Annotated in this window: 12 protein-coding genes; 5 read left to right on the plus strand and 7 right to left on the minus strand. The window is 67.7% G+C overall.

Features of this window, described 5'->3' with window-relative positions:
• Positions 1-163: 163 nt before the first annotated feature.
• Positions 164-706 (minus strand): hypothetical protein, encoded by a 543-nt coding sequence (locus tag QRO91_RS10740; protein WP_012479021.1) that lies wholly within the window; start codon positions 704-706, stop codon positions 164-166.
• 90 nt (positions 707-796) lie between these two features.
• Here QRO91_RS10740 and QRO91_RS10745 point away from each other — a divergent pair, with 90 nt between their 5' ends.
• Positions 797-1,045, plus strand: a complete 249-nt coding sequence (locus tag QRO91_RS10745) for a DUF3297 family protein (protein WP_197650959.1) — start codon at positions 797-799, stop codon at positions 1,043-1,045.
• Between the two features lie 147 nt (positions 1,046-1,192).
• Here QRO91_RS10745 and QRO91_RS10750 read toward each other — a convergent pair whose 3' ends face one another.
• From QRO91_RS10750 to QRO91_RS10760, 3 genes are all read right to left on the minus strand, one after another.
• A complete protein-coding gene (locus tag QRO91_RS10750) occupies positions 1,193-2,842 on the minus strand; it encodes a Na+/H+ antiporter (RefSeq protein WP_049432345.1) in 1,650 nt (549 codons plus the stop codon).
• Between the two features lie 117 nt (positions 2,843-2,959).
• Positions 2,960-3,751 (minus strand): dioxygenase, encoded by a 792-nt coding sequence (locus QRO91_RS10755; protein WP_049432347.1) that lies wholly within the window; start codon positions 3,749-3,751, stop codon positions 2,960-2,962.
• A 31-nt stretch (positions 3,752-3,782) separates the two neighbouring features.
• Entirely contained in the window at positions 3,783-4,193 is a 411-nt protein-coding gene (locus tag QRO91_RS10760) for a DoxX family protein (RefSeq protein WP_049432350.1), read from the minus strand.
• Between the two features lie 96 nt (positions 4,194-4,289).
• On the opposite strand from QRO91_RS10760, the gene QRO91_RS10765 reads away from it, so the two are divergent.
• A complete protein-coding gene (locus QRO91_RS10765; RefSeq protein ID WP_049432352.1) occupies positions 4,290-5,171 on the plus strand; it encodes a LysR family transcriptional regulator in 882 nt (293 codons plus the stop codon).
• 228 nt (positions 5,172-5,399) lie between these two features.
• On the opposite strand, the gene QRO91_RS10770 is transcribed toward QRO91_RS10765, so the two are convergent.
• Entirely contained in the window at positions 5,400-8,462 is a 3,063-nt protein-coding gene (locus tag QRO91_RS10770; protein ID WP_049432355.1) for an EAL domain-containing protein, read from the minus strand.
• Positions 8,463-8,638: 176 nt separating this feature from the next.
• Here QRO91_RS10770 and QRO91_RS10775 point away from each other — a divergent pair, with 176 nt between their 5' ends.
• The gene (locus tag QRO91_RS10775; protein ID WP_285310389.1) at positions 8,639-10,750 is read left to right on the plus strand and encodes a M13 family metallopeptidase; all 2,112 of its coding nucleotides are present in this window, start codon (positions 8,639-8,641) and stop codon (positions 10,748-10,750) included.
• Between the two features lie 97 nt (positions 10,751-10,847).
• Here the strand turns inward: QRO91_RS10775 and QRO91_RS10780 are convergent, their stop codons facing one another.
• Positions 10,848-12,068, minus strand: a complete 1,221-nt coding sequence (locus QRO91_RS10780; RefSeq protein ID WP_285310390.1) for an MFS transporter — start codon at positions 12,066-12,068, stop codon at positions 10,848-10,850.
• 133 nt (positions 12,069-12,201) lie between these two features.
• On the opposite strand from QRO91_RS10780, the gene QRO91_RS10785 reads away from it, so the two are divergent.
• Positions 12,202-12,789, plus strand: coding sequence for a TetR/AcrR family transcriptional regulator (locus QRO91_RS10785; RefSeq protein WP_049432363.1), 588 nt, complete (start codon positions 12,202-12,204; stop codon positions 12,787-12,789).
• Between the two features lie 154 nt (positions 12,790-12,943).
• Here QRO91_RS10785 and QRO91_RS10790 read toward each other — a convergent pair whose 3' ends face one another.
• Positions 12,944-13,873: an oxygenase MpaB family protein gene (locus tag QRO91_RS10790; protein ID WP_197650953.1), complete on the minus strand. Its 930-nt coding sequence runs from the start codon at positions 13,871-13,873 to the stop codon at positions 12,944-12,946.
• 309 nt (positions 13,874-14,182) lie between these two features.
• On the opposite strand from QRO91_RS10790, the gene QRO91_RS10795 reads away from it, so the two are divergent.
• Positions 14,183-14,797, plus strand: a complete 615-nt coding sequence (locus QRO91_RS10795; RefSeq protein ID WP_049432369.1) for a hypothetical protein — start codon at positions 14,183-14,185, stop codon at positions 14,795-14,797.
• Positions 14,798-14,856 lie beyond the last annotated feature (59 nt).

Raw genomic sequence — 14,856 nt, forward strand, 5'->3', positions numbered from 1 at the left:
CCCGGCAGGGGGCGAGGGCCGCGGGGCGGGCCCCCCCGGCCGGGGCGGGCCCGGGGGCGGGGCGTGGCCGCGGGCGGGAGGGGAGGTGGGGCTGGGCTCTACAAGAGAACGGACTGCAGCCGGGCGCGGGCTCGGCTCTACATGCGCAGCGCTGCCGTCCTGCTCAGAACGGGTCGCTGCCCAGCCGGATTTCCACGTTCAGCAGCGAGCACAGCGCCAGCATCGCGTCGTCGTCGCGGGTCAATGCCATCACCCCGGTGAAGCCGTCGCTGCCGGCATCCACGCTCCACAGCGTGTAGTTGTGCTCGCGCAGGCGGTCGAAGGCGGTGGACATCAGCTGCACGCCGTCCAGGCCTTCGGCGAAGTCCTCGTCGTCCAGGTCGCCGCCCCAGTCCAGCTGCAGGTTGAAGCGCGCCGACAGCTCGTTCACCGCCGACTGCAGCGATTCCAGGTCATCACGTTCCACCTCGAAACCGGACTGCCAGGCAATGGCCGTGAACAGGGCCGGCAGCCAGTCGCTGTCCGCTTCCAGCGGCTGCCCGTCCTCGGCCAGATGCTCGCGCCAGCGGTTGAACTGCTGCAGGGCCAGTTCCTCGTCGCCCGGGTTGATCAGTACCAGCAGGTTCCAGACCCGCGCCTCGAAGCCATCTTCGTCGAAGTCGTGGATGTCTTCCTCGAAGTCGAAATAGTCGCTGTTGTCAGGCATGGCGGAACTTCCTCTGGGGCAGGCCGGCATTCTACGGTTTATCCTGTGCCGCTGAAGCCGGCCTTGGTGGCCGTCACTGTGAATGAAGCGATGAGCGATACCCCTCCCGACCACCTGGCGATCAACCCGGCCAGCCCCTTCCATGATGCGCAGGCGCTGGAGCGTGGCGTCGGCGTGCGTTTCAACGAAGTCGAGCGCGACAACGTCGAGGAATACTCGATCAGCGAAGGCTGGATCCGCGTGCAGGCCGGCAAGGCCCGCGACCGCCGCGGCAACCCGATGACCATCAAGGTCAAGGGCAAGGTCGAGGCGTATTTCCTGGACCAGAAGCCGGAGTAAGCAGCACCGGCATGTAGAGCCGAGCCCATGCTCGGCTGCTTTTCGTTCCGGGTTCATGACGCCTGAAGCAACAGCAGCCGAGCATAGGCTCGGCTCTACATTCCAAGGCCGGATCCGCATCGGCGCCAGCACGGCCCGGCCCGGGCATCACTCGCGCTTGCGCGATTCCAGCAGGTCCAGGTTGCGGATCAGGCGCCGCGAGATCTCATCGGAGATCACCCCGCGCCGGGTCAGCCGGAACAGTTCCTCGCGCTCGGCATTGAGGCCGGCGCTGCGCAGCTGGCGGTAGCCCATCTCCATGCGCCGCACCTTCTCCGGGTCCACGTCGGGCCCATCACTGTCGCGCTCCAGGTGGCGCTGGTACAGCAGGCTCACCCGCGACGCAGCGTCGTTGTACAGCTGCACGTTCTCGGTATTCTGGTTCATCACCAGCTGCTGGCGCATGCGCTCGACCCCGGCCAGCGCGGCCTTCGACGACAGCCGGCGCGCCAGGTCCTCTTCCTTGCGCTCGCCCGAATCGGCCGGCAGCTGCAGGCCCTTCAGCAGCTGCGGCAGCGCGATGCTGGCGCCCAGCAGCGAGAACAGGATCACCGACGCGGCCAGGAAGATCACCAGGTCACGCGCCGGGAACGCGCTGCCATCGGGCAGGAACAGCGGCAGGGTCAACACACCGGCCAGGGTGATCGCACCGCGCACGCCGGCCACCGAGGTCGCCACCACGATGCGCCAGTTCGGCGCCTCGCCGCGCTCCAGGCCGCGGCGCCGCGCACGCAGCAGGTTCCAGCGCAGCGACAGCCACACCCACAGCAGGCGCAGCGTGATCAGTGCCAGGTTGATCACCACCACGTACACCAGCAGCCACCACGCGCTCTGGTGGCCGCTTTCGTTCATGGTGGTGGTGGCACGTTCGACGATGCCCGGCAGCTGCTCGCCCAGCAGCACGAACATGATGCCGTTGAAGCTGAACTGCAGCATGTTCCAGACCCCGGCGCGCTGCACGCGCATGCTGCCGGAGACGCGGCCGGTCAGCTCCACGTAGCTCATCGCGATGCCGGCGGCGACCGCGGCGAGAATGCCCGAGGCATGGATTTCTTCGGCCAACAGGTAGGCCGCGAACGGGATGAGCAGGTTGACCAGCATCGCCGCGCCGGGCTCTTCACCGAAACGGCGCCACAGCCAGCGCTGGAACGTGGACACACCCAAAGTGACCGCCACGCCCACCGCCAGGCCGGCCACCGCCACCCACACGAAGGTCAGCGACGCCGTGGCCAGCGAGAAGGTGCCGGTCATCACCGCCGCCACTGCGAAGCGGAAGCAGACCAGGCCGGACGCATCGTTGAGCAGCGACTCGCCTTCCAGGATGTGCATCAGCCGCTTCGGAATCGGTGCCTTGGAGGCGATCGCACCGACTGCCACCGGATCGGTGGGCGACACGATCGCCGCCAGTGCGAAGCACACCGCCAGCGGCATCACCGGAATCAGCCAGTGGATCAGGAAGCCGGCGCCGATCACGGTGAATACCACCAGGCCGAAGGCCAGCTCGAGGATCGCGCCCTTGTCGCGGAACAGGCCCTGCTTGGGAATGCGCCAGCCATCCAGGAACAGCAGCGGCGGCAGGAACAGCAGGAAGAACACTTCCGGCTCCAGCGCGTGGCCGCGGTTGAACACCCCGGCGATGACCGCGCCCAGGCCGATCTGCACCAGCGGCAGCGGCAACGAGAACGGCAGGACGCGAACCAGGTAGCCGCTGGCGACAACGGCTACCAGCATCGCCAGGACGACTTCAATGGTATGCATGCTTCTTCCAGGAAGCGGCGCGGGGGGCGGCTCGGGAGCCAGCGCCGGAAACCCGGAAAAAACTACCACATGCGGCTGCAGGCGCGACGACGGGGATGGCCCGGCGTCAGCCCCGGCTCATGCCGCCCCATCGAAGCGGTACAGGTCCATGGCCAGGAAACCGGCGTCGATGCCGGCATCGATGCGACGTGCACCGAAGCCGCCCTCGCCCGCCGCGCCCATCGCGAAGAACAGCGGCAGCAGGTGCTCGTCGGTCGGGTGCGCACGCTCGGCAAACGGCGCCTGGCGGCGATAGTCGAGCAGCGCCTGGCGGTCGTCGGCGGCCAGCCGCTGCTCCACCCACTCGATGAAGGGGCGCACGTAAGGCGCTTCCTTGCCGTCCTGGTAGTCGCCCCAGTCGTGCAGGTTGTGGGTGATGCTGCCCGAGCCGACCAACAGCACGCCCTGCTCGCGCAGCGGCGCCAATGCACGGCCCAGCGCGAACTGATGCTCGGGGCCAAGCAGCGGCTGGATCGACAGCGGCACCACCGGGACATCGGCCTGCGGGCGCAGCAAGCGCAGCGGCACCCACGCGCCGTGGTCGAGGCCACGCTGCGGGTCGATGGCCACCGGCAGGCCGGCGGCGGCGATGCGGCCGGCCACTTCTTCGGCCAGTGCCGGATCACCCGGCGCCGGGTACTGCAGTTCGAACAGCGCGCGCGGGAAGCCACCGAAGTCGTGGATGGTCGGCGGCTGCGGATGCGCGCCGACCAGCGGCTGCCGGCCCAGCCAGTGCGCCGAGGCCATCACGATGGCGCGCGGGGTTGGCAGATCCTGCGCCAGCTCGGCAAGGCGCACACCGACCTGGCCCGGATGCAGGGCGGTCATCGGCGAACCATGCGAGATGTACAACGAAGGCAGGCGGGACATGGAATTCTCCAGTTGCAGGATCAGGCGGCGATCAGCGCGAACGCAGGGTCCACTTGCCATCGCCGATCAGGAACAGCACCACCAGCGCCAGCGCCCAGAAGGCCGGGTATTCCCAGCCACCGCCGACGTTGGCGAAGCTGAAGCCATTGGCGCCGTGCACGGTGACGATGGTGCCCAGCAACAGGGGCACGCCGACCAGGCCGACCCAGCGCGCGTAGATGCCCAGCAGCAGCGCGGCGGTGATCGCCAGCTCGACCGCAATAGTTACGTAGCCGAACACGCCGGGCAGGCCGATCGACTCGAAGAACGCGGCGGTTCCGGCCGGGGTGAACACCAGCAGCTTGGTCAGCGCGTGGACCAGGAACAGCACGCCCAGGGCCAGGCGCAGCAGGGTGGCGCCATACGGGGCCAGCGAAGAAACAGGAGCGATCGTGGTGTGCATGGGGAGGCACCTCGGAAGGAATGGACACAGGTTATTGCGCCTTCACAGACCGATAAATACGATCGTTTGACCGTATTTATTTCAAATGGCGCAACAATGGACACCCTTGAGGCGATGCGCGTATTCGTGGCGGTGGTCGAGCGCAACGGCTTCAGCGCCGCCGCCCAGGCCCTGGACATGTCCACCGCCGGGGTCACCCGCCAGGTCGCCGCGCTGGAAAAACGCCTGTCCACCCGCCTGCTCCACCGCACCACGCGCCGGGTCAGCCCAACCAGTGCCGGCGCCGCCTACTACGCCCAGTGCGTGCGCCTGCTGGCCGAGTTCGACGCGCTGGAGGCCAGCATCGGCGCGCAGGCGCTTGAGCCCTCCGGCACCCTGCGCATCAACGCACCGGTCAGCTGGGGCATCGCCCGGATGGGGCCACTGCTGGCCAGCTACCGCCAGCGCTTTCCGCAGGTGGAACTGGATCTGGCGCTGTCTGATCGGCTGGTGGACATGGTGGAGGAAGGCTACGACGTCGCCATCCGCATCACCCGCGAACCGAGCCCGGCGCTGATCGCGCGCCGCCTGGGCGAATCGCGGGTGAGCCTGTGCGCCGCACCGTCGTACCTGGCCGCGCATGGCACGCCACAGACACCGCAGGAGCTGCAGGCGCACGCCTGCCTGAGCTACAGCTACTGGGCCGCCGGTGACCACTGGCCGCTGCAGGGGCCTGGTGGCGAAGTGAAGGTGGCGGTGAGCAGCCTGCTGCACGCCAACAACGGTGATGTGCTGCGCGAAGCGGCGATCGCCGGCATGGGGGTGATCCTGCAGCCGGACTTCCTGCTGCAGGATGCACTAGCCGAGGGCCGCCTGGTGCGCATCCTGCCGGACTGGGAGGCGGCGCCGATCGGCATCTTCGCCGTCTACACCAGCCGCAGCCACCTGGCACCGAAGGTGCGCAGTTTCATCGATCACCTGGTGGAAGCCGGGGTGTAAGGGGGCGTCCGCCAGGTATGGCCCGGCGCTACCGGCGCATGGATCCGCCGATGTTTCCGGCGGATATGGCCCGGTAGAGTCGACTGTCAGTCGACTCCCGCGCGTAGCGCGCGTCTTTCTGCCAAACGCCAAGAGCAGTCGACTAACAAGAGCAGTCGACTAACAAGAGCAGTCGACTAACAGTCGACTCTACACTACACGTCGCCGGCTCCTTGTCCGGCGCGCGACCTAGGCCGCCACCTCGTCCAGCGCATCGATGATCTGTTCCAGCGGCGCCGGTCGCCCCAGCAGGTAGCCCTGCACCTGGTCGCAGCCATGCGCGGCCAGCCAGTCCAGTTGCCCCGGCGTCTCCACGCCTTCGGCGATGATGGTCAGGCCCATGCTGTGGCCCAGCGACAGCAGCGCGCGGCAGATCGAGGCATTGCGCGGGTTGGTTTCCACGTCCGCCACGAAGCTGCGATCGATCTTCAGGATGTCCAGCGGCAGGTGCTGCAGGTAGGACATGCTGGAATAGCCGGTGCCGAAATCATCCAGCGACACGCTGATGCCCTGCTCGTGCAGGCGCTGCATGGTCTGCATCGCTTGTGCCGGCTTGCGCATCAGGCTGCTCTCGGTCAGCTCCACATGCAGCGCACCCCGCGCCAGCCCGAACTCCTGCTGGGCGCGGGTGAACTCGGCCACCAGATCGCTGTTGAAGAACTGCACGGCCGAGACGTTGACGGCAATCGGCAGCTCGCCCCAACCGGCCTCGACCAACCGCCGCTGTGCCTTCGCTGCCGCGCGGATCACCCAGCGCCCCAGTGCCAGGATCAACCCGGTCTCCTCGCACAGCTGGATGAACTCATTGGGCGGGATGAAGCTGCCATCAGCCTGCGGCCAGCGCAGCAGCGCCTCCAACGCCGCAGGGCTGCCATCGCTGGCATGCCGGATCGGCTGGAAATACAGCTGGAACTCGTTGTCGATGGCCGCATGGATGCGCCCGGCCAGGCGCAGCCGGTCGGCCAGCCGCGTTGTCACCGCTGCGTCGAACCAGACCACGACGTTGCCCTCGGCACGCGCTGCATGCGCGGCCTGCGCCGCCATGCCGATCACCTGCTCGGCGCTGTGGCCGTCACCGGCGACGTGCACTGCCACGCCAATGCGCGGCTCGAACTGGTGCAGTGAATCCTTGCCGCGCATCGGCGCTGACACGATCTGCAGCAGGTCGTCCAGCACGCGCTGGGTATCGTGTTCGGCACCGATAGCGAACACGAAGTCCTCGGCCGGCTGGAACGCCAGCGTGCCGCAGCGCGCGCCCAACCCACCGAGCCGGGTCGCCATCGATTGCAGCACGGCATCGCCGATCTCGCGGCCCAGCGTATCGGCCACCAGCTGCAGGCCGCGCAGCTGCACGAAGGCGATGGTGTAGCCCTCGTCCTGCTCATCCAGCTGGTCGGTCAATGCACGTACGTTGAGCAGGCCGGTGGCCGGGTTGTGCCGTGCCTGGTAGGCCAGGTCGCGTTCGTAGGCCAACCGTTCGCTGACATCCTCGGCCAGCACCAGGCACGCGGGCTGTCCGTCGAAATCGAGTTTGGACAAGTGTGCGCGCACTTCGAACACGCTGCCGTCCTTGCGCCGGTGCAGGCGCACCGCCGCATCCTGCAGTTCACCAACGCGGGCCTTGGCGATCGCTCCTTTCACCTCGTCCCAGCCCTCGCGCGGGCGGATGTCGAGGATGCTCATCGCCAGGAATTCCTCGCGGCTGTAGCCGTACTGGCGCACCGCGGCATCGTTGACCTCGATGAAGCGCAGCGTGTCCGGGTCGAACACCCAGAATGGCGCCGGGTTGCGATCGAACAGCAGGCGGAAACGGCGTTCCACTTCGCTCATCTGCTCGCGCGCCTGGTAGCGCTCGCTCAGGTCGGTCAGCGCGCCGATCATGCGGCGCTCGCTGTCGGCCACCTCCACCCGTTGCCCGCGCGCACCCACCCAGCGCACTTCACCACCGGGCAGCACCAGGCGAAACACCTGGTCGAGCACTGCACCACCGGCGAAGGCCTGGTCAAAGGCCTGCTGCAGGCGCGCGGCATCATCACGATGCACGCGGGCGAAGAAGTCGGCTACCGGCAGCGCATCGGTCTGCACGCCGAAGATCTCGCGCGCCAGCGGTGACCAGCGCAGCAGCGCGGCATCCTCGTCCACGTACCAGGTACAGACACGGCCGACCTGATGGGCCAGGCGCAGCTCGGCATGGCCCGCCTTCAGTTCCTCGGCCATCGATTGCTGGCGGCGGGTCGTACGGCGCACCGCATACAGCAGCACCAGCAGCACCGCGATGTAGGCCAGCACAATCACCACCGACGCCTGCAGGTAGGGCCACCATGGCGCCAGCACGTCTTCATCGGCCAAGCCGATCTGCACCGCCAGCGGACTGCGGTCGAGCGTGCTGATGGTGGTGATGCGCGGCACACCGTCGACCACGCCGGGCAGGCTGCCGAGCTCGACCACCGCCTGCTTGCCGAGCAGGTCACGCCGCGGCAGGTCGTAGCGGCGACCGACGGTGCCATGCGGATCGGGCACGCGCGCCAGCATGTAACCCTCGGCATCGCTGATCGAGACCAGCCCGTTGGGCCCCACATCCAGGCCGCCGGCGATGCGCTGCAGTTCACCACAGCGCAGCCGCGCCAACAGCCAGCGTTCACCGGCCATCGGCAGTGCCAGCGGCACCACCCAGCCGCCATCGCTGGCCCGCTGCGGCGGCCCGATGTACATCGCGCTGCCCTGCCCGCGGCGCAGCGGGTCAGTCCACAGCGGCAGCTGCAGGTCGCCGCGGCCGGCGGTCAGCGCGCGCCCGTGGCTGTCCAGCACCACGATGCTTTGCAGTTCAGCGTGGCGGCGCAGCACGCCACCGATGGCAGCATCCAGCAGTGCCGGCGCCTGTGACGGCACGGTGCGGAACAGTTCAGCGGCATCGGCGGCGATGCCGGACATCGCCCGCTCCAGGTTGCGCAGCTCCAGCGCCAGCAGGCGCTCGCTGCCCACCGCCAGCGCCCGGCTCTGCCGCTGCGCGGCCTCCAGGCGACGGTGATGGTCGTTGGCCAGCATGGTGGCCAATCCGGCCACCAGCAACAGGCCCAGCAGCACGCCGCCCCAGGTGATGGCACGCAACGGACGGGCCAACGCCCGCTTCAGCGCGGGCATCGGTCGAGCTTCCTTGTGCAGTCGGCTGGCTTCATGCGCGAACGAATCCTCCACATCCCCGACCTCAACGGCCGGCGAACGCCATTCTTGACGCCTGACCCCGTCCTGCATGGCCACCTCCCCGTGTCCGCGCAGGGCTCCAGGGCCCAGCATGCACCACCCCGGTGACGGCGTGAAGATCGCTTCGGCGCGTTCAGCCAGATCCTGCACAGGACCGGCCAGCCACAGGGAGGGCCAGCCGGGCCGCAGCGGATTAGACTTGGGGTTTTCCGCTGCAAGAGAAGTCCATGTCCAAGCTGCGCCGTCCCACCCTGGCACTGGCCATCGTTGCCAGCCTGTCCCTGGCTGCCTGCGACCGTCCGGCCGATCCGGCCGGTGGCACCGCCAAGCCCGCCGAGGCTGCCCCCGCTGCGGCCAAGCCGATGCTGGGCAGCTTCGGCTTCGATGCCAGCGGCATGGACCGCAGCATCGCGGCCGGCGATGACTTCTTCGGCTTCGCCAACGGCACCTGGGTGAAGAACACCGAGATTCCGGCCGACCGTTCGCGCTTCGGCAGCTTCAACGTCATTGCCGAGAAGACCCTTGCCGACACCCGCGCCATCCTCGAAGGCGCCGCCGGCAATGCACAGGCCAGCGGTGACGACAAGCTGATCGGCGACTACTACGCCGCCTACATGGATGAAGCCGGCATCGAGCAACATGGCATCGCCCCGGTGCAGCCGCAGCTGAAGGCCATCGATGCGATCGTCGACAAGGCCGGCCTGGCCCGCACCCTCGGCGGCGACATGCGCGCCGACGTCGACCTGCTCAACGCCACCAACTTCTACACCGACCGCCTGTTCGGCCTGTGGGTGTCGGTGGACATGCTGCAGCCGGACCGCAACGCTCCCTACCTGGTGCAGGGTGGCCTTGGCATGCCCGACCGCGACTTCTACCTCGGTGACGGCCGCATGGCCGAGCTGCGCAAGCAGTACCAGGCCTACATCGCGCAGATGCTGCAGCTGGCCGGCGTCGCCGACCCGGCCGGCAAGGCGCAGCGCATCCTCGCGCTGGAAACGAAGATCGCGCAGGCGCACGTCACCCAGGAAGAAACCAACGACGTGACCAAGGGTGCCAACCCGTGGACCCAGGCCGATTTCAACGCCAAGGCACCGGGCATGGACTGGAACGCCTTCCTTGATGCGGCCGTGCTGGGCGACCAGCAGGACTTCATCGTGTGGCAGCCCAAGGCCGTGGCCGGCCTGTCCAAGCTGGTCGCCACAGAGCCGCTGGACGTCTGGAAGGACTACCTGGCCTTCCACGCACTGGACCGTGCCGCCGCCTACCTGCCGAAGAAGTTCGCCGATGCCCGCTTCGCCTTCCACGGCACCGCGCTGAGCGGCACGCCGCAGCAGAGCGACCGCTGGAAGCGCGCGGTGGACGATGCCAACCATGCCGTCGGCGAAGCCATCGGCAAGCGCTACGTCGAGAAGCACTTCGACGCGAAGACCAAGGAGCGCGCGGACGAGATGGCGAAGAACATCATCGCCGCCTTCGCCAAGCGCATCGATGCACTGTCGTGGATGTCGCCGCAGACCAAGGCGCATGCCAAGGCCAAGGTGGCCGGCCTGACCGTGGGCATGGGCTACCCGGAGAAGTGGCGCGATTACACCGGCCTGGAGATCTGCCGCGATGACGCACTGGGCAATGCGCAGCGCGCCGAGCTGTTCGAGTACCAGCGCAACATCGCCAAGCTGGGCAAGCCGGTCGACCACAGCGAGTGGGCGATGCTGCCGCAGACCATCAATGCGATGAACGTGCCGCTGGAAAACCGCCTGGTGTTCCCGGCGGCGATCCTGCAGCCGCCGTTCTTCGACGGTGCCGCCGACGACGCGGTGAATTACGGTGCGATCGGCGCGGTGATCGGCCATGAGATCAGCCACGGCTTCGACAACGCCGGTGCGCTGTTCGATGAAACCGGCAAGCTGCACAACTGGTGGACCGCCGAGGACCTGAAGCAGTTCAACGCTGCTGGCGATGCGCTGGCCGCGCAGTTCAGCAGCTACGCGCCGTTCCCGGGCGTGCATGTGAACGGCAAGCTGACCCTGGGCGAGAACATCGCCGACGTGGCCGGCCTGGGCACCGCCTACGACGCCTACCAGCTGTCGCTGCAGGGCAAGCCGGGGCAGACCCTGGAAGGCTTCACCCCGGACCAGCGCTTCTTCCTCGGCTTCGCCCAGGCCTGGCGCAGCAAGAGCCGCGAGCAGGCGCTGCGCAATTCGCTGCTGACCGATGTGCATGCACCAGGCCAGTTCCGCGCACTGACCGTGCGCAATATCGACGCCTGGTACCCGGCGTTCGAAGTGAAGGAAGGCCAGAAGCTGTACCTGGCCCCGGACAAGCGGGTCAAGGTGTGGTGATGTAACGGGAACGGGCGCCGCAAGGCGCCCGTTTCATTTTCTGGTGGGTGCCGACCTTGGTTGGCATCTATCCACGCCATCCACCCATGGGGTGGATCTACGTCCTTGCGGTGGCCTCCGCAGCACAGCCAGGTACGCGCGCGCGATGCATTGCGCGCTGCGCGAGTATCGCGATCAACAGCACGCAGGCGCCGGCGATCAACGCAACGAGAAAGCCCGGGCGCACGCCCGCGGCATCGACCACCTGGCCCGACACCGCCGCACCCAGCGCGACACCGATGTTCAGGCCGGCCAACAGCCAGGTCATGCCCTCAGTGAGGCGTGCTGCCGGCACGCATTGCTCGACCAGAGACATCGCCACGATCATCGTCGGCGCGAAGAACGCGCCGGCCAGCAGCACGGCCACGGCCAGTGCAGGCAGGTTGCCCGCCCACAGCAACGGCAACGTGGTCAGTGCGGTGGCCGCTGCGCCGGCCAGCAACAGGCGCGGCAACGGTGCCTGCAGCTTCAGTGCACCGAACAGCAGGCCCGCTGTGCAGCTGCCCAGCGCATAGGCCGACAGCACCGCGCTGGCGGCAAGCGGCTGGCCCCGCTCTTCGGCGAACGCCACGCTGGTGATGTCGACGGTGCCGACAATCAAGCCCATCGCCAGCATCAGCAACGCCAGCAGGCGGATCTCCGGCTGCCGTAGCAACGAACGCGAGGGTGCGGCACCTTCGCGGTGCTGCAGCGGCGGCTCGGTGCCACGCTGCATTACCAGTGCGGCCACTCCAATCACCAGCAGCAACGCTGCCGCCAGCACGCCCGCCTGCGGCCACACCGCAACCGACAATCCCACCGACAGCGGTGGCCCGGCGATGAAGGTCACCTCGTCGAACACGGTCTCCAGCGAATACGCGGTCTGTAGCTGCGCGCGGCCGCGATGGATCGCGGTCCAGCGCGCGCGCACCATCGCCGACACGCTGGGCATGCAGCCGGCCAGCATCGCCGCAATGAACAGCGTCCAGTCGGGCGCGGCCAGCAGCGTGCACGCGAGCAGCAGCAGCAGACCGGCCGCGCTGGCTGCGGCCGCCCACGGCAGCACCCTGCCCTGGCCGTGGCGGTCGACCCAGCGCGACACCTGCGGTGACAGCAGCGCGTAGGTCAGCACGAAGGTGGCCGACACCGCACCAGCCAATGCGTAGCTGCCGCGCAGCTGCGACAGCAGGGTGATGATGCCGATGCCGATCATCGGCAGCGGCAGGCGTGCCAGCAGCCCGGCCAGGGCGAGGCCGGCGGTGCCGGGGGCCGCGAACAGGTCGCGATAGGGGGTGGCCATCAGGATCTCCAGGGCAGCGGCTTGCCTGGCGCACCCGGCGCCACGACAATACATACAGAGCGTATGAATAAGAGGTTACATTCATACGCGCCGTATGTAAATAATCATGCAATTCGTATGTAAGGAGCTCCGGATGGTCCGCCGCACCCGCGCCGAGATGGAAGAAACCCGCGCCAGCCTGCTGGCCACCGCCCGCCGGGTGTTCAGCGAGCATGGCTATGCCGCCACCTCGATGGACGACCTGACCGCCCAGGCCGGGCTGACCCGTGGCGCGCTGTACCACCACTTCGGCGACAAGAAGGGCCTGCTGGCGGCTGTGGTCGCCCAGCTGGATGCCGAGACCGACCAGCGCCTGCAGGCGATCAGCGACGGCGCCGACGATGCCTGGGAGGGCTTCGTGCAGCGTTGCCGCGCCTATCTCGAGATGGCACTGGAACCGGAGATCCAGCGCATCGTGCTGCGCGATGCACGCGCGGTGCTCGGTGGCGCCTCACCGGAATCGCAGCGCCACTGCGTGCACTCGATGCAGCGGTTGATCGAACAGTTGATCGCGCAGGGCGTGGTGGCGCCGGTGGATGCACAGGTACTGGCGTCGTTGATCTACGGCGGCCTGGCCGAGGCTGCGTTCTGGATCGCCGAAGGAGAGGAGGGTGATGCGCGCCTGCGGCAGGCGACGGCGGCGCTGGACGTGTTGTTGCGTGGGTTGAAGGTGGACGGGTAAGGCTTCATCCACGCATGGCGTGGATCTACCGCAGAATCCGCTCTGGTAGATGCCAACCTTGGTTGGCGCTTCTGCGGCACCGCGCGAAATGCGTGCCAACCAAGGTTGGCACCTACCAGAACCATGGTGCGAGCGTGTCAACCAAGGTTGGCATTTACCAGGCAACGGTGGGCCACTCGCGCAGGACGTCCACCGGCACGCCCATGCGCGTGCAGGCACGGCTGGCGAGGCCATCGGGCAGCGCGCGGCGGAACAGTGGCGCCATGCCCTGCATCAACTTCGCTGAAGCTGCCGCCTGAGCACGCTGGCGACCATTGCGTTTCAGCATGCCCTCGGCCCAGTCCGGCAGCAGCGCCGCACCTGCACCCAGGAACACTTCGCGCGACAACCCTGGCACCGGAACCGGCAGGCGCACGCCGGACAACACCCCCAGCACTTCGCGCGAGCGCTCGTCCACACGCAACTCCGGTTGCCGTGCACAGAAGTACGCCGCCACCTCGGCTTCACTGCGCGGCACATCCACCGCGCCCAGCGCCTCGGCCACCCGGCGGTACTCGTCGTAGTAGCGATCGGCGATGTGCGCCGGCACCTCGCGCCCGTAGCGGCGGAAGCCCTGCAGGAAACCAAACGCCTCGGTCACATGCACCCAGGTCAGCAGCTGCGGATCATCGGCGGCATAGGGCTCGCCCTGCGCGGTCTGGCCGCGGATCCGCGCATGGATGCGACGCACCTTGGCCACCAGCGCTTCCACCTCACCGCTGGGCGCGTAGCTGGTGCCTGCAACGAACGCTGTGGTGCGCCGCAGGCGACCCACCAGGTCCTGGCGGAAATTGGAGTAGTCGTAGACCCCGGCCAGCGCGCGCGGGTGCAAGGTCTGCAACATCAGCGCACACAAGCCGCCGGCAAGCATCGAGGGGAATTCGGCATGCAACCGCCAAGTGACGCTGTCCGGGCCGAACCAGCCCGGGTCGCCCAGCGGATGGTCGTAATCGATGCCGCTCTGGCCGCGCGGGAAAGCCTCCAGCACCCAGCGCCGGATCGGCGCGGTGACGGGGCGGGAAAGTCGCTGCAGCAGAGCCGGCATCACAGGTCCAGGAAAGGCGGGAGTACGGCCGCGCGTTGCGCGGTCGGCCCCGATTCTGGGCGATCACGACGCCGGCGGCGAGTCTCCGCGCTCAGCCACGGTTTCATGTGCGGCCGCAGCACATTTCACCCTGCGACATCCTGTCGCAGGCTGCGGCCGCGATGCTGCAGCGCAGCAACATTCACCCATTCAGACAGAACCCTTACGCCGCTAGGCATTGCGCCCATTGCACGGCTCGCTGGAAGTGCTAGAACTGAACCCGCCACACCGTCCAATGCTGATCGACGCACGTTCCACAAGGAGCCAGCCATGATTGCTTTGTTCAAGGGTTTGGGACTACTGCTTCGCGACAACGAGCTCTACAGCAGCCCGTTCGAAAAACAGGTCGCGCACTGGCGCAGCCTCAGCGAGCAGCAGATCCGCGATGAAGTGGCTGTGCTGGCCCAGGCCAAGTGCCAGTGGCTGATCGCCTCGATCGTCGGCTGGCAGGCGGCCTCGCTGCTGATCCTCGGCCTGATCACCAACTACCTGTGGCGCGATGACTACCACATCACCTTCACCCGGGTGGTCGTGGTATTCGGTTCATGGATCTCGATCCTGTTCGTGATCTGGTTCATGGCCAACATGTTCGACCGCACTGCCGGTTTCGAACGCTGGATGAAGGCGTTCAACAGCCGCGCCCGCATCAGCTCCAAGGCCGACAGTGTCGAGCACGTGGCCGAGGCACTGGACCTGGCCGAGCATTACCCGGAAGTGCTCGACTACAAGCAGGCGGTCACCGCCAAGCGCGAACTGCGCCACGAGGACATCCGCATCATGACCGAGATCGGGCGCATGAAGCAGCACTCCGAGCTGGTCGGCCGCCTCAACCACGTGGGCGAGAACGAGCACCACCACGACCTGACACTGCAGCCTGCCTACTGACCCTTGGGGAAAGCGGGGGGACCCACAATGCCACCGTGCGCGATCACGGTGGCATTGTT

The organism is Stenotrophomonas maltophilia group sp. Smal32, from assembly GCF_030237085.1.
Classification (GTDB): Bacteria; Pseudomonadota; Gammaproteobacteria; order Xanthomonadales; family Xanthomonadaceae; genus Stenotrophomonas; species Stenotrophomonas maltophilia_Q.